Origin of the sequence: Erythrobacter aurantius, assembly GCF_023823125.1 — a bacterium.
Classification (GTDB): Bacteria; Pseudomonadota; Alphaproteobacteria; order Sphingomonadales; family Sphingomonadaceae; genus Erythrobacter; species Erythrobacter aurantius.
This window is the reverse complement of sequence record NZ_CP090949.1, coordinates 1,181,076-1,199,620: the sequence shown is the minus strand read 5'-3', so window position 1 is coordinate 1,199,620 and position 18,545 is coordinate 1,181,076. Positions and strand designations below refer to the sequence as shown.

The following is an 18,545-nucleotide window of genomic DNA, read 5'->3' as shown; positions in this document are numbered from 1 at the left end:
ACCTGCGCAACTGGCCCGCTCTCGCGCAAACCAATGGCAAGAATTGCAGCCGGCACTTGCCCGGACCCCGGCGCTAGCCTCTTGCTCAGGCAAGCCGATCACCGATTTCCCCGTTCTCGAACCTCGGGAAATCCGCGAGGACTACGGCGCGTGGAATTCGCTTGGGCTCGATCACGAAACGCTTGCGGTATTGGCTGACCGGGCTGAGCAAGGGCATCCGACCGGCAGGATTTCAGCAGGTTGGTCAACCGGCAGTGGCGGGGGCGCTCGCGGGCTTTTCCTGGCCAGTGCGGCAGAACGCGCCGACTATATCGGACAAAGCCTTGCCCGCTTGCTGCCGGCCCGCGCTTTGCTGCAGCGGCAAAGGCTCGCCTTGCACCTGCGCGCCGGAAACGCGCTGTACAGCGATGTCGGTTCAAACCGATTTGCCTTCGAGCATTTTCCGTTGGCAGCTCCACTCGAAGAGACAATGGCGGGACTTGCCCGGTTTGACACTACAATCCTTATCGCCCCGCCGCACCGATTGCTGGACTTCGCCCGGTCGGGCCTGCGGCTGCCATCGCTGCAACATCTGTTCTGGGGCAGCGAACCCATGAGCGAATGCGAACGGGATTGCATCGAGCGAGCCTTCGCCCTGCGCCCGCGAGCCATCTATCAGGCGACAGAAGGATTCCTCGCCGCTGAATGCAGGCACGGGAATCTGCACCTCAACGAACACGCGATCGAGTTCGAGTTCGTGCCTGTTCCGGGCACCGCAGGATTTCGCCTGATCGTCAGCGACCTGCGCAGGTTGAGCCAGCCGATCATCCGCCTGCGTCTGGACGATTATGTCGAGCTTGAAGATGGCACATGCCCCTGCGGATATGGCGGCCGCATCATTCGCCCGCCGCAGGGCCGCGTACAAGACTTGTGGCGGTTCGCCGATCGCACCGTCACACCTCCACAAGTAATCGAGGCGGTGGAAGCGGTGCTGGGATGCGATCACGATTGGCAAGCCTTTGCCGACGGTCGGAGCGTTACCCTGCGCACGCGAAGCAACGCACCCAGCCATCTTGCAGAAAAGGCGGTCGAACGCCTGCAAGATCTGGCGCGCGTCAAAACGGCGCACCGGCCCGATTTTGGCGGTCACGATGGGCCAAAGCGGCGCAAGGTGGTGTGGCGTGACGACTAGGTCGGTCTTGATCACAGGCGCTCGTTCTGCAGCGGCACTCGACATTGCGCGTGATTTCAGCGGTGCGGGTTGGCGCGTGCATCTCGCTGACAGCACCGTTTCGCGAATGGCGCGCTGGTCTTCGCTCGAAATCCGTCACCATCGCTACCCCTCCCCTCGGCAGGAAGGGGCAGCTTTCCGGAGTTGGGTTGCGGGAGCCGTGAAGGAATTCGGCGTCGATCTGGTCGTGCCTACCTGCGAGGAAGTCTTCCACCTTGCCACCGCGCCGATGCATGATGCGCTCGGCGAAAGGCTCTTTGCGCCGCCACAGGAAACTTTGCGCCGATTGCATGACAAGCTGCTGTTTGCACAGGCGGCGCGAACCTGGGGGCTACCAACCCCGGAAAGCATCGCTGTCGGCTCAGCGGCCGATCTTGATCAATTCACAGCAGACAGCAGCGAATGGGTGTTCAAGCCGCGCTTCACCCGGTTTGGCGGTTCGACCCTTATCGGACCCGATGCCCGCAGCTTGGCGGCGCTGGCGGACGCGATTGACGATGGCTGGATGGCACAGCGCCGGATCAGAGGGGACGAGGCGAGCCTGCATTTCATTGCCCATCGCGGCACGCTCTGCGCCTTTGCCGCCTATGGTTCGGGCTGGCGATTGAAGGGCGGCGCCTCCTATGCTTTCGAACCCGTGTCGCAGGCGCGGGCAGAACACTTGCGCAGCCTTGCCGAAGCTTTGGTGCACGGCGGGAATCTGCATGGCCAGTTCGGGTGCGATGTGATGTTTGACGAAGCGGGAGAGGCGATGATCATCGAATGCAATCCGCGTGCGACAAGCGGGGTGCACTTGCTGGCTGGTGACGGCGCGTTGGCGCGGGCAATCGGTGATGGAGCGTCGCTGCCACCCGGAGATCAACCCACTGCCTATCTCGGCCCGGCAATGGTCGCGTTTGGCCTGCCCCATGCGCTTGCCAGCGGAAGGATCAGCGCATGGCGCGCCTGTCTGGCGAACGGGAACGATGCGATTTCGCGACCCGGGGACCGCATGCCTTTCCTTGGAGCCATGGTCGATTCGGCGAAATTCTCCCTGTCCGGATTGAAAAAGGGAATCAGCACCACCGCCGCGACCACCCATGATATCGAATGGAACGGCGAGGAGTTTGACCAATGAGCTTTCCCAAGGCCGTTGCCGAAGCCTGGCACATGGTTGCCCTGTCGCGCGAAGTGAAGCGCAATCAGGTGCGCAAGGTCACATTTTGCAACACGCCAATCGCGCTGTTTCGCAGCGAAAGGGGGCTGGGCGCCCTGATCGATCGCTGTCCCCATCGCAATTACCCGCTCTCAGACGGGCGGGTTCACGACGGAGGGCTGGAATGCCCTTACCATGGCTGGCGGTTCAATCCTGACGGTGCGTGCGCAGCGGTACCGGGCTGCATGGCCGAGACATCGCAAGACCAGCGCCTGCGCGCCGACGCCTTGCGCCTGTGGGAAGGCCACGGCGCGATCTTTGTCACCCTGTCGGAAGATGCCTCGATCACGCCTGAATTGCCGCCGGACTTCGGCAACCCCGAACTCGATCATTTCTGGTGGCAGCAGGGCACTTGGCGCGGGCGTGCGTTTGACGCGATCGAGAACGTGATGGACCCGTTCCACACCAATCATCTGCACCATGGCTTTATCCGCAGACGCGACAGACGGCTGCCCGTGAACCTGATCGTCAACAGCCATGGCGACGGGATCGACATGGTGATTGAACAGACCCAGCCGGACCTTGGCATCATGTCCCGCTTTCTTGAACGGGATCGCGAACACAGTGTCTCGCGGTATTATCCTCCCGCAACGGTGCAGGCCCGGTGGGAAGGGGAAACTCGTTTGACGCTGTGCGTCACCGCCATCTTCACCCCGGCGACCGACGACAGCTTCACCCCTTTTGCGCGGTTCTCCACGCCGAAAGGTTTGGCACCTGCATGGCTGAAGCAGGCCGCGATCCGCCTGTTCCTCGCTCCAGTCGTCGCTCAGGATCGGCGCGCGCTCGAACGTCAGCACGAGGTGATGACCCATTTCGGCCATCCGCAGTTCAGCTCGGGCCCCGGCGACTTGCTCGGCAACCGGCTCTACCGGCTATGGCAGGGAGAACGGATCGAACCCGGCAGCGATGCGACGGTCGAAGCGATGTTGTGATCCACCTACCTAACATTGCAGAGCGTCACATTTGTTGTACACTCCGTTTGCGATGCACCTGTTCGAATTCCTTGTCGTCCTCCACGTGATTGCCGGCACCACCGGCATCATCGCGTTCTGGGGGCCGATCGTGACCCGAAAGGGCGCAAGGAACCATCGCAACTGGGGCAAGGTGTGCTGCTATGGTTTCATGGGGGCAGGCGGATTGGCCGTGGTGATGGGCCTGCTGTCGCTGTTCGGTCCCGAAGAACGCATCCCGTCATTCACGGATCGCGAATTGTTCGCCGGATTGTTCGGGTGGATGATGATCTACCTGGGCCTGCTTACCATCGGCTTTGCCGATTACGGGCTCAGCGTTGTCAAACATGCGCGCCATCGCGAGGCGCTGCGCCGTCCGCGATACCAACTGGTGATGGCCGCAGTCGTGATCTCGGCGCTTTACTGCGGCTATTATGGCTATGGTGTCGGCAATGCGCTGATGATCGCAGTCGCCGTTTTAGGCGTGGTCGCGATGGCGATACAGGAGCTGTTCGTCTGGCGTACCAGAGCGCCTTCGACGAAAGCTTATGTCGGCGAACATTTCAGGGCGCTGATCGGCATGGGTATATCGGCCTACACCGCGTTCATGTCAGTCGGGCTGATCCGGCTTGTGCCCGAACACGTTTTCAACCCGCTGATCTGGGCCGGGCCAAGCGTTGTCGGCGTGGGGCTGATCATCTGGTTCACCCTTCAGGCCAAACAGACGGGTAATCGGAAATCCCCGCCTAGGGCTGCCCCCACATCCTGATCAGGTTCGACACGGTCTTGTCGACTGTCAGCAGTTCGGGCGAACCGTCCGGCAGCTTCTGACGCAGATTGGCGCGAAGGTTCTCCAGATCAAACAGCATTTCGCGCTGGGCGGGATCGCGGATCATGCTTTCGATCCAGCCGACGCACACGATCCGCGCGCCGCTCGTCACCGGGCGGACTTCATGGATGCTGGTGGAAGGATAGAGGATCAGTTCGCCCGCCCTGCCCTTGATCGACTGGGTAAGGCCCGCTGCATGGATCACCAGTTCGCCGCCCTCGTATTCTGCCGGATCACTCAGAAACAGGGTGAAGGAAATATCGCTGCGGATTCGGGCATTGGCCGCGCCCATCATCGCATTGTCGACATGCGCGCCATAGTGGCCGCCGTCGGCAGTGCGGCTGATCATGGGGGCGCTGATCCGCCGGGGTCGCGCAGCCGCCTTGACCACCACGTTTTCGGAGATCAGCGGAGTAAGCTGATCCCGCAGCTGCTTACCCGCACCTTCATGCGTGATCGCCTGCTCGTTCTGCTTGACCTTGCGCGCTACGGCCCCCGCCGTCTCGCGCCCGTCGCGCCACGACAGGCCACCGATCGCCTGCTTGATCTGGGCCAGAACATTCTGGTCGGAGATGGCTGTAACGCTGATGATCATGGCTGCTTCTTGATAATGAATTGCAAAAACGGCAGGCGCGACTAAGGCTGCGTCCTGCAGACTATATCCCGAAGGAGTCGAAATGAAAGTCGAGCTGAAAACATGGGCCGCACTGGGCCTTGCAACCGCGCTGGCCGGAGCAGGCTTGGCGGGGTGCTCGGGTGAAGCCGGAGAGGGTGGCGAAGGTGGTGAAGCGGCGCAAACCGACACCGCCGGTGAGGCCGGAGAGGGAGAAGGCGGCGAAGCGGGCGAAGGCGGCGAAGGCGGCGAAGGCGGCGAAGGCGGGATCGCCACGGGCGAAGCCAGCACCGATCCGGTCGTCTACGGCTCCGCACTCGCCGTTGCGGAAGCGCATGTGATTGCCGCTCGCGACGCTTACGCCGTTGGCAAGACGGCAGCCGCAGCAGAGATGTTCGCGCATCCTGTTTCCGAAGTGCTGCTGGACATGGACCCGGTGTTTGCCGAACTGGGTGTGGCCGATTTCAAGCCGCTGTTCAGCGAAGCCTCGCAGGCCGCGCTAGCAGGGGCGAGCAAGGCTGAAGTCAACGCCAAATACGACGCCATCATCGCCGCCCTGCGCGCAGCGGCGCAAAAGGCTCCGGACAATGGCGCAAGCGAGAGCAAGGTCGCCGGCGGGATCATCGCCGACCAGATCGAACGTGCGGTGGCAATGTATGCCCGCGCTTCGGAAGGAGATGCCTACGAGCCCTATCTGGACGGCTACGGCTATTTCAAGACCGCTCAGACCCTGTTCAACGCCTCTTCGGCCACGATCAACAGTGACAACAAGGCGCTGCATGATCGCATCGCCAAGGCGCTCGATCTGCTGGCGACGGCCTATCCCGGCGCGGATCGCCCGGCGAAGCTTGATGTTGCCCAAGGTGCGCTTTCCGGCGCCTCCTCTGGCGTCATGCTCGCCGCCAGCTAAATCTGCGAAGAAGGGTCGCCGTGCCTCAGCGCGCGGCGATCCCTTCGGCCAGCAGGCGGTTTACGCCGCGCGCAACCTCTTGCGGGCTCGGCGCGTCGACGCCGTCGTTCCAGACGACATAGCGCAGGCCGACGAAGACGTTCATGCCCATCATAGCCCACGCCTCCAACTCGCCCAAGTCATCCCGGAACGCGCCCTTCTGAGTACCTGCCTTGAGACGACTTCCGATGCGTGCGGCAATCGTTTCGTAATGGCTGCGATAGCTGGCGGGATCGACGAATTCGGCCTCGTCGATGATGCGATAGATTTCCTTGTGGTCACGGGCAAAGCGAAGAAATGCGGCCAAAGCCGCTTCTTCGATCTCGAGCGCGCTCATATCCTCTGACAGCGCCGAGCGCGCGCTGCTCATCACATTGTTGCTCATGTCCTGAACCAAGGCCCGGAACAGCGCATCCTTGCTGTCGAAATAGGTGTAGAACGTACCCAGCGCGACGCCCGCCCGGCGGGTGATGGAACTTACAGAGGCTTCGTGAAAGCCCTTTTCCCCAAATTCGATTGCAGAGGCGTCCAGCAACTTGCGCAAGGTGCGCCGACCGCGTTCGGTTCGCGGGGCCTTGTCCTCGCCCGTGGGCGATGCCGGTTTTTGGCCATCGACCTTTGTCTCGGTGCCTTTGGGCAAGTCCATCCTCTATCCCCTCAACTGCACGCCTAGGCAAAATGAAGGCAGCGCACAAGACGGAACTTGAAAGTTGGTTCAACTTTCAATATTGAGCATCCCCAGATTGGGTTTGGGAGAGACAAGCGATGAATATGAATGCGATTTGCGGACGTGCGCTGCTGCTTTCGGGTTGTGCCGCCATTGCGACCTTCGCCGCGCCGGCTGCTGCACAGGACACCTCGGTTGCGGACGGGACCGGGGCGGAGGAAACACAGGGCAACGGCATCATCGTCACCGCCCGCCGCCGCGAAGAACGGCTTCAGGACGTGCCGATTTCAGTCACCGCTCTCACTGGCGAAGCGCTGGAGCAACAGGGCATCCTCGAACTGACGCAGGTCGCCCAGCAAGTCCCCAACATCACGCTAGAGGTTAGCCGCGGCACCAACACCACGCTCACTGCTTTCATCCGCGGTGTCGGCCAGCAGGATCCGGTCGCCGGGTTCGAAGCAGGGGTTGGCCTCTATATCGACGACGTCTACCTGAACCGCCCGCAGGCCGCCGTGCTCGATGTGTATGATGTCGAGCGGATCGAAGTGCTGCGCGGGCCGCAGGGCACCCTGTATGGCCGCAACACCATCGGCGGCGCGATCAAGTATGTGACAGCCCCCTTGCCCGACGAAACTAGTGTTTCAGTGCGCGGGACCTACGGCAATTACGATCAGGCCGATCTGGTCATCACCGCTTCCACCCCGATCAGCGACAGCCTGAAGATCGGCGCCAGCGGCGCGCGGCTTTCGCGCGGCGGCTTTGGTGACAACCTGACGCTGGGCACGGAAAACTACAACAAGGACGTTTGGGCCGCGCGCGGCACGATCGAATTCGACAACGGCCCGCTGTTCGTCCGCCTGTCTGGCGATTACATCAAGGACAACAGCGAAGCCCGTCAGGGCCATCGCCTGATCCCCGGCCTTCTGACCGGCGCACCCGTGCTCGACAATGTGTTCGACACCCGCGCCGGCCTCAACATCGTCGATCAGGAAGTCGAGGCCTATGGCGGCGCACTGAACATCGCGCTGGAGTTGTCCGACACGATCACCATCAAGTCGATCACCGGCTATCGCGAAGACAAATCGACCACGCCAATCGACTTTGACAGCCTGCCCGCAGGCGACCTCGACGTGCCTGCGATTTACGAGAACGACCAGTTCAGCCAGGAATTGCAGCTTCTCTACGAAGGCGACCGCCTGTCGGGCGTACTCGGCTTCTACTACCTTGATGCCAACGCGTTTACCGCTTTCGACGTGCTGCTTGCCAACACTGGCGCGCTGATCGGCCTGCCGGGCCTCAACGCCCAGACGCTGGGCGATGTCGGCACCGAAACCTACAGCTTCTTCGGCGACTTCACCTATGAACTGACCGACACGATCAGCGTTTCGCTTGGCGGGCGCTACACCAATGACAAGCGCACCAGCCGCGTTCTGCGCACCACCTTCATCGGCGGATTCTCGGACCTGTTCATTCCGAACAGCCCGGCCATTCCGATTGCTGTAACCAGCGATTTCCTCGGCAGCGAGACGTTCAAGGATTTCAACCCGCGCGCCTCGATCAGCTGGCAGCCCAATCGCAATCACAACATCTATTTCACCTATTCGCAGGGCTTCAAGGGCGGCGGCTTCGACCCGCGCGGCCAGACCTCCGCGGCACCCGATCTGGATGGCGATGGCGACCGGGATTTCGACGATCAGTTCGAATTCCTTCGTTTCGCACCTGAAACGGTCGACAGTTTCGAACTGGGGTGGAAGGCATCGCTGCTCGACAACCGGTTGAACGTCTCGGTCGCGGCTTTCCTTGGCCAGTATGACAACGTCCAGATTCCGGGTTCGGTCGGGGTCGACACCAATGGTGACGGTGTCAACGACAGCTTCATCGGCATCACCTCGAACGCGGCAAGCGCGGACGTCAACGGCTTCGAATTCGAAGGCAACGCGCTGGTGGGTGAAGATTTCGCCGGCGAAGGCAGCCGTTTCAGCGTCAACTGGTCGCTGGGTTATCTCGACGCCGGTTTTGACACCTTCATCGATGCGTTCGGCAATGATGTGGCGGATCAGCGGGTGTTCCAGAACACCCCGGACATCACCGCGCACATGGGCTTCAACCTCGGCATTCCGGCAGGATCGGGCATGGTCGACTTCATCGGCCTTGCCAGCCTGCGTTCGGATGCGAGCCAGTTCGAAGTGCCCAACCCCTTCCTCGATCAGGACGGATTTGTGCTGGTTGATGCAAGCCTGATCTACACCGACGACGAAGGCCGCTTCTCCATCGGCGCGCATGTGAAGAACCTGTTCGACAAGGAGTACATTGTCGCAGGCTACAACTTCGTCGCGGGCACCGGTACGCCGGGTTCGCCCTTCATCTCGACGCTGGGCCGCGAAGGCACGCTCACTGGCTTCTACGGCGATCCGCGGCGCGTGTTCGTTACGGCTGAAGTCAACTTCTGATCCCCGCCCAATCGGGCTCTCCAAAAGGCGGCGGACTGGCAGTTGGCTGGTTCGCCGCCTTCCCTTTTTCAGGCCCTTTTCCAAGGCCGGCGCATCACCCCTTTCAATCGTCATATGTTCAAGGCATAGGCTGCGGCCATGCATGATATCCGCTTGATCCGGGACAATCCCGAAGGGTTTGACAAGGCACTGGCGCGGCGTGGAGCCGATCCGGTCGCAAAGGCCATCCTCGCGCTGGACGAAGAACGCCGCGCGCTCACCACGCAACTGCAAGAGGCACAAAGCCGCCGCAACGAAGCCTCCAAGGCGATCGGTGCGGCCATGGGCAAAGGCGACAAGGAAACCGCCGAAGCGTTGAAGGCAGAGGTGGCTGAGCTCAAGCAATCGATGCCCGAACTCGAAGAACGCGAAAAAGCGGTTGGCGCGGAATTGCAGAACGCGCTCGCGCTGATTCCGAACATCCCCGCCGATGACGTTCCCGATGGCGAGGACGAGGAAGGCAATGTCGAGGTGTCGAGCTGGGGCGAAAAACCCGCGTTCGACTTCCAGCCGAAAGAACACGCCGACATCGCCCCCGCGCTCGGCATGGATTTCGAAACGGGCGCGCTGCTTTCGGGTGCACGCTTCACCTTCCTGCGTGGAGACATGGCAAGGCTCCACCGCGCGCTCGGCCAGTTCATGCTCGACCACCAGACGCGCGAAAACGGCTACACCGAATGCGCACCGCCCGTGCTGGTCAAGGACGAGGCGATGTACGGCACGGACAAGCTGCCCAAGTTTGCCGAGGACAGCTTCCGCACCACCGATGATCGTTGGCTGATCCCGACTTCCGAAGTGTCGCTGACCGCAAGTGTCATGGGCCAGATCGTCGATGATGCAGCGCTGCCGATGCGGCTGACCGCGCTCACCCAATGCTTCCGCTCCGAAGCGGGCGCAGCGGGGCGCGATACGCGCGGCTTCATCCGCCAGCACCAGTTCGAAAAGTGCGAGCTGGTCAGCATCACCCGCCCGGAGGAGAGCGAAGCGGAGCATCAGCGCATGCTCAAAGCAGCTCAGGGCATTCTCAAAGCCCTTCAGCTCCCCTATCGCACGATGCTGCTTTGCACCGGTGACATGGGTTTTGGTGCGCGCAAGACCTACGATCTTGAGGTGTGGCTACCGGGGCAAGGCGCCTATCGCGAGATCAGTTCTTGCTCCAACACCGGCGATTTCCAGGCGCGGCGGATGAATGCGCGTTACCGGCCCGAGGGGGAAAAAGGCACGCGCTTTGTCCATACGCTCAACGGATCGGGCCTTGCCGTGGGTCGCACGCTGGTGGCGGTGATAGAGAACTATCAACAGGCCGACGGCAGCGTTCTGGTGCCCGAGGCGCTCGCGCCGTACATGGGCGGAGTGACCCGTCTGGAGCCGACAAACTGATGCGCATCCTCATCACCAATGACGATGGCTATCATGCACCCGGCCTCACCGTGCTTGAAGAGATCGCAGCCCAGCTTTCGGACGACATATGGGTTTGCGCTCCTTCGGAGGAACAATCGGGCGCAGGCCATTCGCTGACGCTCAACCGTCCGGTGCGCCTCCAGAAGTTTGCCGATCGCCGTTTTGCCGTTACCGGAACGCCCACCGACAGCGTGATGATGGGCCTGCGCGAAGTGCTGGACAGTCCGCCTGACCTGATCCTTTCCGGCGTCAATCGCGGGGCAAATCTGGGCGACGACATCACCTATTCCGGCACCGTTTCCGCCGCTATCGAAGGCGCGCTGGCTGGGGTCCGCTCGATCGCGCTCAGCCAGGTCTACAATGGCGACACCCGCGGCACCGACACCGAATTCGACGCGGCGCGGGAATGGGGGTCGAAGGTGATCCGTCCGCTGCTCGACGCGCCTTTTTCCGAACGCACGCTCATCAACATCAACTTCCCGCCGCGTGCCGCCGCCGATGTGAAGGGCATTCGCGTGGTGCGTCAGGGCTTCCACGATTACTCGCGCGGCTCCATCGTCGAAGGCAAGGACCCGCGCGGCCAACGCTATTTCTGGTTCGGCCTGCACGCGATCGAGCACACCCTTGATCACGGCACCGATCTGGAGGCGATCGACGACGGATATGTCGCCATCACCCCGCTGCAACTTGACCTGACCCACTATTCGAGCATCGATACCATCGCGAGCCGGTTCGAAAGCTGACGGCGGGGCAAGGATGGTGCAGCACGAAACCCACAAATCCTTCACCCGTCAACGCGGGAAACAACCTGCGAAGAAAGGCTTCCAGCCGCTGCGCAGGGCAGTGAAGGTACCGGTTTGGGCCGATCTGGGAATAAGGCTTGGTGCGGCATTGCTCCTGATCCTGCTCGTGGTGTTGATCCACTGGATCGACCGGGACGGGCTTGTCGACAATCATGACGGCCATGTCAGCTTCCTCGACGTGGTCTATTTCACCATGATCTCGATCACGACGACCGGCTTTGGCGATATCGCTCCGGTCACCGATCGCGCACGACTGGTTGAAGCGCTCATCGTGACGCCTGTCAGGTTTGCGGTGCTCTTCATCTTCGTGGGCACCGCCTATAATTTCATCATCAAACGCAGCTGGGAGAAGTGGCGCATGGCCCGTATCCAGGAAAAGCTTTCCGACCATGTCGTCGTCCTCGGCTATGGCGTATCGGGCTCGCAAAGCGTCGAAGAACTGATCGAACGCGGCACCAATGCCGACAAGATCGTGGTCGTCGACCCGAGCGAAGAGCGCCTCAACGAAGCCGAAAAGCTGGGCGTCAACGTGATGGTTGCCGACGCGACCCGCGACGAGACGCTGAAGGCGGTGCGGATCCAGGAGGCCAAGAACGTCCTCGTGTCCGCCGGGCGCGACGACACCTCGATCCTCATCGTCCTGACCGTGCGCCATCTCGCGCCCAAGGTTCCGATCAGCGTCGTGGTCCGCGCCGACGACAACGAGCTGCTGGCGCGGCAGGCCGGGGCGACCAATGTGATCAACCCGGTGCGCTTTACCGGGCTGTTGCTGGCGGGCAGCGCCAACGGACCGCATATCGCCGACTACCTTGCCGACCTCGCCTCCGTTTCAGGCCGCGTCCAACTGGTCGAACGCGTGGTGACAGAGGCCGAGTGCGGCTGCTCCATCACCGAGCTGTCCAGCGGCGGCCGGGGCCTTCGCATCTACCGCAACGGCCGCGCCATCGGCTTCTGGGAGGAGGAGTGCGAGCAACTCCAACCCGGCGACATCATCGTCGAAATCGTGCCGTCAGAAAACGGCCACACCAACGGCGATGGGGATTAGAGGAACAGCAGGAACACCCCTCCCATCGCGGCCATGCCCAGCACGAAATGGCCGACGTCGATGGCGAACAGCAGCCCGCTCTTGCGCTGGTAGAGATAGTTGATCCCGATCGCCGGGGCCATGATCCCGAGCGCAAAGCCGACCGACATCATCATCACCACATGCGGCGCCGCGCCGGTGCGGGCGATCAGGTGCCACAGCACCATCGCGATCAGCATTTCGAACAGGAACGTCAGGCCGAATATCAGCGCCATGTTCCCGCTCTGCACGTCTTCGTCGGACAGGCCCGCCGCGCGTTGCCACGCCTTGCCGAACAGCACCCCGTACCAGATCGCGCCGACCACGAAGAACGCGGCGGTCCCGGCCAGCACCGGCCACAATGCAAAGTCGTTCATAATCCCTCTCCCTCAACTGCGCATCGGTTTACGCCTGTTCGCGTGCGCAGGAAAGCGTCTCGCTCTGGCGCGCCCGGACAAACGGCTGTAAGGGCGCTGCCATCATGAACACCCCCTCCACACCTCCCACTCGCCTCGCCGATCAGAAGCGCATCGGCATGGTCAGCCTCGGCTGCCCCAAGGCGCTGGTCGATTCCGAGCGTATTCTTACCCGCTTGCGCGCCGACGGCTATGCCATGTCCCCCGACTATGCCGGGGCCGACGTGGTGCTCGTCAACACTTGCGGCTTCCTCGATTCCGCCAAGGAGGAGAGCCTTGCCGCCATCGGTGAAGCCATCGCCGAAAACGGCCGCGTCATAGTCACCGGTTGCATGGGCGAGGAAGCCGACGCGATCCGCGCCGCGCACCCAAGCGTGCTGGCCGTCACCGGCGCGCACCAATACGAAGACGTGGTCGCCGCGGTGCATGAGCATGCTCCCCCGTCGCAAGGGCCGTTCGTCGACCTGATCCCACAGCCTGACATCAAGCTCACCCCGCGCCATTACAGCTATCTCAAGATCTCCGAAGGCTGCAATCACTCCTGCGCCTTCTGCATCATCCCGCAGTTGCGCGGCAAGCTGGCCAGCCGCCGGATCGACGCGGTGCTGCGCGAAGCGGAGAAGCTGGTCGCCGCCGGCACCAAAGAGCTGCTCGTCATCAGCCAGGACACCTCCGCTTACGGCGTCGACATCCGGCATGACGAGCGCGATTGGAAGGGCAACCCTGTCCGCGCGCACATGACTGATCTCGCCCGCGAACTGGGCCAGCTTCGCACCCCTGAAGGCACGCCGCCGTGGGTGCGGCTGCACTATGTCTACCCCTATCCGCACGTCGACAAGGTCATCCCGTTGATGGCCGAGGGGCTGCTGACCCCTTACCTCGACATCCCGTTCCAGCACGCCAGCCCCAATGTCCTGCGGCTGATGCGGCGTCCCGCGAACGAGGCAAAGGTGCTCGAACGGCTCAAGAGCTGGCGTTCGATCTGCCCCGACATCGCCGTGCGCTCCAGCTTCGTGGTCGGCTTCCCCGGAGAGACGGAGGACGACTTCGCCTATCTGCTCGACTGGCTGGAGGAAGCCCAGCTTGACCGTGTGGGCGCATTCCGGTTCGAACCGGTCGAAGGCGCCGCCGCCAACGACCTGCCCGATCCCGTGCCCGAAGCGGTCAAGGAAGAGCGTTACGCCCGGCTGATGGAAGTGACCGAGCGGATCAGCGCGGCCAAGCTTGCCGCCAAGGTCGGACGCACGCTGCCCGTGATCATCGACGAAGTCGGCGAGCCGGACGAGGACGGCGACATCGGCGCCACCGGCCGCAGCCAGGCCGACGCGCCCGAGATCGACGGCGCGGTGTACCTGCGCAATGTCCCCGCAACGCTGAGCGCGGGCGACATCGTCAATGTCCGGATCGAGGATGCCGACGCGCATGACCTGTTCGGAGTGATCCAGCGGGCCTGATTCCTTTCGCCTGATTCCCAACAGGGTGGAACAGGTGGAACACGGTCCAGGAGAAAAAACCTCCGTTCTGTCACCATTGCGGCCCGAAGTGTCACCCAGATGGCGCAAAGTGTCACCCAAGCCGCAAGAAGCGTCACTTTTGGGCGCGCAAAGTGTCACTTTCCGCACGGCCAGGTGTAACCCTTTTCGGGCGAAAACAGGGCCTTCGGCAGAGGGGATCGGGCACGGCACCATGCCCGCAAATTACCAGTCGCGCAGGCAGTAGGAAAATCGCCTCTTAGCGCGAGGATATGAGCAAGCAGGGTGAATTGCTGTAACCCAACAGCCGCTGGGCTGTTATAGCGCGCGGCCATGACAGTCCTCGTATCCTCGCGTTTCTCCTTTTCGCTGGCGCATCCCGCGTCGGTGCTGTTGCAGTTCGAGGCGGCGGATATGCCGGGGCAGGAAGTGGTCGATGCTGCGACCCATATCAGCCCGGCGGCGCATCTTTCGCGGGTTTCGGCGCAGGACGATATCGGCACCCGCATCTGGCTGCATGCCGAAGGCCGGGTGGAGGTGGAGTATCAGGCCCGCGTCGCCTCGCAGCGGAAGCTGGCCGATCTGGCAACGCTCGACGCGGTGCCGCCGCATCGTCTGCCCGGACCGGTGGTCAAATTCCTGTTCGATTCGCGTTACTGCCATTCGAGCCAGTTCGTCGAATTCAGCGACGCGACATTCGGCAGCCTGCGCGGCGGTGCGCGGGTGGCGGCAATCCGGGACTGGATCCACGGCAATATCCGCTACGCCCCCGGCTCCAGCACCGTCGCCACCACCGCGACCGATACTTTCCACGCGCATGAGGGCATCTGCCGCGATTTCGCGCATCTCTTCGTCACGCTGGCGCGGGCGGCGGCCATTCCTGCGCGCTATGTCGCATGCTATGCTCCCGGAGTGACGCCGCAGGATTTTCATGCGGTGGCGGCGGTGTATCTCGCCAATCCCGAAGGCACGGACGGGGCCGAGGCAGGATCCTGGCATCTGGTCGATGCGACCGGCATGGCCGATCTCGCCCATGCCGCGATCATCGGGGTAGGGCGCGATGCCGCCGACGTCAGCTTCATCACCAGCTTCGCCCCGATGCAATTTGAAGCGAGCAGGGTCGAAGTAACGCTTGAAGCCTGATTGCGGGATCGGCATTTAGAGACAGGATCGTATTGAAGTGCGGCCATGTTAACGTTAACAATTGCGCGCTTCCAGAGGGGATAATGATGAGTGATTTCGCTGCAGATCGTCTGCTGCTGTTTGGTGCGACCGGAGATCTTTCCCGGCGCAAGCTCCTGCCCAGCCTGTGCGCGCTCGAAGCCGACGGGCTCCTGCCCGAAAATCTCGCCATCATCGGCACCGCCCGCAGCGAGATAAACGACGCGGAATTCCGCAACATGGCGCGCGAGGCGCTGGAAGAATTCCTGCCGGCCGACAGGCGTGGCAGCATGGCGACCTTCCTCAATCGCCTGTCCTACCAGCAGCTCGACGCCTCGACCATCGAAGGCTTTGACGCGCTGGCGCAGAAGGTGGCCGATGCCGGGCGCAGTGGCGAGGAAGGCGGGCTGGCGATCTTCCTGTCGACCGCGCCGAGCCTGTTCGGCCCCACCATCGCGGGGCTGCAACACGCCGGGCTGACGGGAGACCGGGTGCGGATGTGCCTTGAAAAGCCGCTCGGCACCGATCTGGCGACCTCCGCCGAAATCAACGACGCGGTGGCGGCGGCCTTCCCTGAAGAACGGATTTTCCGGATCGACCATTATCTGGGCAAGGAAACGGTGCAGAACCTGCTCGCGCTGCGCTTTGCCAACATACTGTTCGAACCGATCTGGAATTCGAACGTGATCGAGCATGTGCAGATCACCGTCGCCGAAACCGTCGGGCTGGAAGGGCGAGTGGCCTTTTATGACGATGCCGGCGCGCTGCGCGACATGGTGCAGAACCACATGCTGCAATTGCTCGCGCTGGTCGCGATGGAGCCACCGACCAGCTTCGACGCGACGGCGGTGCGCGATGAAAAGGTCAAGGTGCTGCGTGCGCTGCGCCCGGCCAAGGCGGCGGAAACCGTCACCGGACAATACCGGGCTGGCGCGGTCGAAGGGAAGGCCGTCCCCGGCTATGACGAGGAACTGGGCAAGCCGTCCGACACCGAAACCTTCACCGCGATCAAGGCACATGTCGACAACTGGCGCTGGAAGGGCGTGCCGTTCTACCTGCGCACCGGCAAACGCCTGCCCAAGCGCGTGACCGAAATCCTCGTCCAGTTCCGCTGTGTGCCGCACTCGATCTTCGAAGGGACAGGCGCGGGCCTGCGCCCGAACAAGCTGTTGATCGGTATCCAGCCGGAAGAGGACATCACCCTGTCGCTCATGGCCAAGGTGCCGGGACTGGATCAGGACGGCGTGCGGCTGCGCGAGGTTCCGCTCAAGATTTCCATGCCCGATGCCTTCGCCGAACGGCAGCGCAGGATCGCCTATGAACGGCTGCTGCTCGATCTGATCAAGGGCGATCAGACGCTGTTCGTGCGCCGCGACGAAGTGGAGGCGCAGTGGCAATGGATCGACGCGATCCGCGCCGAATGGGAGGCGAACGGCGTCACGCCCAAGACTTACACCTCCGGCACATGGGGCCCGAGCGCGGCGATCGCACTGACCGAACGCGACGGAGTAACGTGGCATGAGTAACCTTCACGATACCCTTCACAAGGTGACGCAGCGGGTGATCGAAAACTCGCGCGCCAGCCGCAGCGCCTATCTCGAACTGATGAAGCGCGAAGGCGACCGGCGGCCTGAACGCGATCAGGTTTCCTGCTCCGTCCTCGCGCACGCCTTTGCCGGGGCGCTGGAAGATCAGGATGCGATGAAGCAAGGGCGCGGCCCGAACATCGGCATCGTCACCGCCTATAACGACATGCTTTCCGCGCATCAGCCCTATGGCCGGTACCCCGATCGCATGAAGATCTACGCCCGCGAAGTCGGCGCCACCGCGCAGGTCGCAGGCGGAACCCCGGCGATGTGCGACGGGGTGACTCAGGGCGAAGACGGGATGGAGCTGTCGCTCTTCAGCCGCGACAACATCGCCATGGCAACCGCCGTCGCGCTGTCGCATCAGATGTATGACGGGATCGCGTGTCTGGGCATTTGCGACAAGATCGTCCCCGGCCTCGTCATCGGCGCGCTGCGGTTCGGCCACCTTCCCGCGATCTTCGTGCCCTCAGGCCCGATGCCGAGCGGGATTTCGAACAAGCAAAAGCAGGAGACCCGCCAGAAATACGCCGCCGGCGAAGTGGGCCGCGATGCGCTGCTGGAAAGCGAGCTGGCATCGTACCACTCGCCGGGCACCTGCACTTTCTACGGCACCGCCAATTCCAACCAGATGATGATGGAAATGATGGGCCTGCACGTGCCGGGCGCGGCGTTCGTCCAGCCGGGCACCAAGCTGCGGCAGGCACTGGACCGAGCGGCGGTGCACCGTATCGCGCAGCTTTCGGGCACGACCACGCGGACGATGGCGCAGGTGATCGACGAAAAGGCGATCATAAACGCGGTGATCGGTCTGCTCGCCACCGGCGGATCGACCAATCACGCGATCCACATTCCGGCCATGGCGCGCGCGGCGGGCGTGCGAATCGACTGGTCGGACATGGCCGAATTGTCGAGCGTCGTTCCGCTGCTGGCGCGGGTGTATCCCAATGGTTCGGGCGATGTGAACCAGTTCCACCATGCAGGCGGCATGGGCTATGTCATCGGCGAACTGCTCGACGCGGGCCTTGCCCATGGCGACATCCTGACGGTGTGGGACGAAGGGTTTGACGCCTATCGCGGCGAACCCGTGTGGCAGGACGAGGCGCTGGCATGGACCCGCGTCGAGGAAAGCCGCGACGACACCATGCTTCGCCCCGTATCCGACCCGTTTCTGGGCGATGGCGGGATGCGGCTGCTCACCGGCAATCTGGGCCGTGCCTGCTTCAAATCTTCCGCCGTCGCAAAGGAACGCTGGACGATCGAGGCACCGGCCCGCGTGTTCGAGGATCAGGCCGATGTCAGCGCCGCTTTCAAGGCGGGCGAGCTCGACAAGGACGTGGTTGTGGTCGTGCGGTTCCAAGGGCCACGCGCCAACGGCATGCCCGAACTGCATTCGCTCACCCCGCCGCTCGCCGTGTTGCAGGACAAGGGGTATCGCGTCGCGCTTGTCACCGATGGCCGCATGTCGGGCGCCAGCGGCAAGGTGCCCGCCGCGATCCATATCACACCCGAAGCCAAGGGTGGCGGCCCGCTCGCATATCTGCGCGATGGCGACATGGTGAAAGTCTGCGCCGAAACCGGCGAGCTTTCGACCACCGCCGATCTGGCCAGCCGCGAACCCGCGCCCGATCCGCAGCTCCAATGGGGCGTCGGGCGCGAGCTTTACCGCATGATGCAGGATCAGGCCGACGGCGCCGAGCAAGGCGCATCGGCAATGCTTGCGGCTGCGGGGCTGTAACGG

Annotated in this window: 16 protein-coding genes; 13 read left to right on the top strand and 3 right to left on the bottom strand. The window is 62.9% G+C overall.

The genetic code is table 11. The annotated features are described in order from the left end of the window. The first annotated feature begins 43 nt into the window (after positions 1-43). Genes L1K66_RS05705 through L1K66_RS05690 form a run of 4 tightly spaced genes read left to right on the top strand, consistent with a single transcriptional unit; the run spans position 44 to position 4,124 of the window. Positions 44-1,171, top strand: coding sequence for a hypothetical protein (locus L1K66_RS05705; RefSeq protein WP_252260003.1), 1,128 nt, complete (start codon positions 44-46; stop codon positions 1,169-1,171). Continuing rightward, a complete protein-coding gene (locus L1K66_RS05700) occupies positions 1,161-2,327 on the top strand; it encodes an ATP-grasp domain-containing protein (RefSeq protein ID WP_252260002.1) in 1,167 nt (388 codons plus the stop codon). The genes L1K66_RS05705 and L1K66_RS05700 overlap by 11 nt, the downstream gene beginning before the upstream one ends. Then, positions 2,324-3,337, top strand: a complete 1,014-nt coding sequence (locus L1K66_RS05695) for an aromatic ring-hydroxylating oxygenase subunit alpha (RefSeq protein WP_252260001.1) — start codon at positions 2,324-2,326, stop codon at positions 3,335-3,337. Before L1K66_RS05700 ends, L1K66_RS05695 begins: the two co-directional genes overlap by 4 nt. A gap of 34 nt (positions 3,338-3,371) precedes the next feature. Next, positions 3,372-4,124, top strand: coding sequence for a hypothetical protein (locus L1K66_RS05690; protein WP_252260000.1), 753 nt, complete (start codon positions 3,372-3,374; stop codon positions 4,122-4,124). On the opposite strand, the gene L1K66_RS05685 is transcribed toward L1K66_RS05690, so the two are convergent. Continuing rightward, positions 4,102-4,779 carry a Fe2+-dependent dioxygenase gene (locus tag L1K66_RS05685; RefSeq protein ID WP_252259999.1) on the bottom strand — a complete coding sequence of 226 codons (678 nt, stop codon included), beginning with the start codon at positions 4,777-4,779 and terminating at the stop codon, positions 4,102-4,104. The genes L1K66_RS05690 and L1K66_RS05685 overlap by 23 nt on opposite strands. 82 nt (positions 4,780-4,861) lie before the next feature. Between L1K66_RS05685 and L1K66_RS05680 the strand changes: the two genes are divergently transcribed. Further along, on the top strand, positions 4,862-5,707 hold the full coding sequence (locus L1K66_RS05680) for a hypothetical protein (RefSeq protein ID WP_252259998.1): 846 nt from the start codon (positions 4,862-4,864) through the stop codon (positions 5,705-5,707). 25 nt (positions 5,708-5,732) lie between these two features. Here L1K66_RS05680 and L1K66_RS05675 read toward each other — a convergent pair whose 3' ends face one another. Further along, entirely contained in the window at positions 5,733-6,392 is a 660-nt protein-coding gene (locus L1K66_RS05675; protein ID WP_252259997.1) for a TetR/AcrR family transcriptional regulator, read from the bottom strand. 125 nt (positions 6,393-6,517) lie between these two features. Here L1K66_RS05675 and L1K66_RS05670 point away from each other — a divergent pair, with 125 nt between their 5' ends. The 4 genes from L1K66_RS05670 (at position 6,518) to L1K66_RS05655 (ending at position 12,151) form a co-directional block, all read left to right on the top strand. Next, positions 6,518-8,863 carry a TonB-dependent receptor gene (locus tag L1K66_RS05670; protein WP_407931988.1) on the top strand — a complete coding sequence of 782 codons (2,346 nt, stop codon included), beginning with the start codon at positions 6,518-6,520 and terminating at the stop codon, positions 8,861-8,863. A gap of 138 nt (positions 8,864-9,001) precedes the next feature. Further along, positions 9,002-10,282: a serine--tRNA ligase gene (gene serS / locus L1K66_RS05665; protein ID WP_252259995.1), complete on the top strand. Its 1,281-nt coding sequence runs from the start codon at positions 9,002-9,004 to the stop codon at positions 10,280-10,282. Then, entirely contained in the window at positions 10,282-11,046 is a 765-nt protein-coding gene (gene surE, locus L1K66_RS05660) for a 5'/3'-nucleotidase SurE (RefSeq protein ID WP_252259994.1), read from the top strand. The genes serS and surE overlap by 1 nt, the downstream gene beginning before the upstream one ends. A 13-nt stretch (positions 11,047-11,059) precedes the next feature. Beyond that, complete coding sequence (locus L1K66_RS05655; RefSeq protein WP_252259993.1) at positions 11,060-12,151, top strand: potassium channel family protein; 1,092 nt, start codon at positions 11,060-11,062, stop codon at positions 12,149-12,151. On the opposite strand, the gene L1K66_RS05650 is transcribed toward L1K66_RS05655, so the two are convergent. Beyond that, positions 12,148-12,546, bottom strand: a complete 399-nt coding sequence (locus L1K66_RS05650; RefSeq protein WP_252259992.1) for a DUF1761 domain-containing protein — start codon at positions 12,544-12,546, stop codon at positions 12,148-12,150. The genes L1K66_RS05655 and L1K66_RS05650 overlap by 4 nt on opposite strands. 104 nt (positions 12,547-12,650) lie before the next feature. Between L1K66_RS05650 and rimO the strand changes: the two genes are divergently transcribed. The 4 genes from rimO to edd all read left to right on the top strand — a co-directional run bounded on the left by rimO (position 12,651) and on the right by edd (position 18,542). Continuing rightward, positions 12,651-14,039, top strand: coding sequence for a 30S ribosomal protein S12 methylthiotransferase RimO (rimO, locus tag L1K66_RS05645; protein ID WP_252259991.1), 1,389 nt, complete (start codon positions 12,651-12,653; stop codon positions 14,037-14,039). 351 nt (positions 14,040-14,390) lie between these two features. After that, positions 14,391-15,200, top strand: a complete 810-nt coding sequence (locus tag L1K66_RS05640; protein WP_252259990.1) for a transglutaminase-like domain-containing protein — start codon at positions 14,391-14,393, stop codon at positions 15,198-15,200. An 86-nt stretch (positions 15,201-15,286) separates the two neighbouring features. Continuing rightward, complete coding sequence (gene zwf, locus L1K66_RS05635) at positions 15,287-16,744, top strand: glucose-6-phosphate dehydrogenase (protein WP_252260443.1); 1,458 nt, start codon at positions 15,287-15,289, stop codon at positions 16,742-16,744. Then, on the top strand, positions 16,737-18,542 hold the full coding sequence (gene edd / locus L1K66_RS05630) for a phosphogluconate dehydratase (RefSeq protein WP_252259989.1): 1,806 nt from the start codon (positions 16,737-16,739) through the stop codon (positions 18,540-18,542). The genes zwf and edd overlap by 8 nt, the downstream gene beginning before the upstream one ends. Positions 18,543-18,545: the final 3 nt, after the last annotated feature.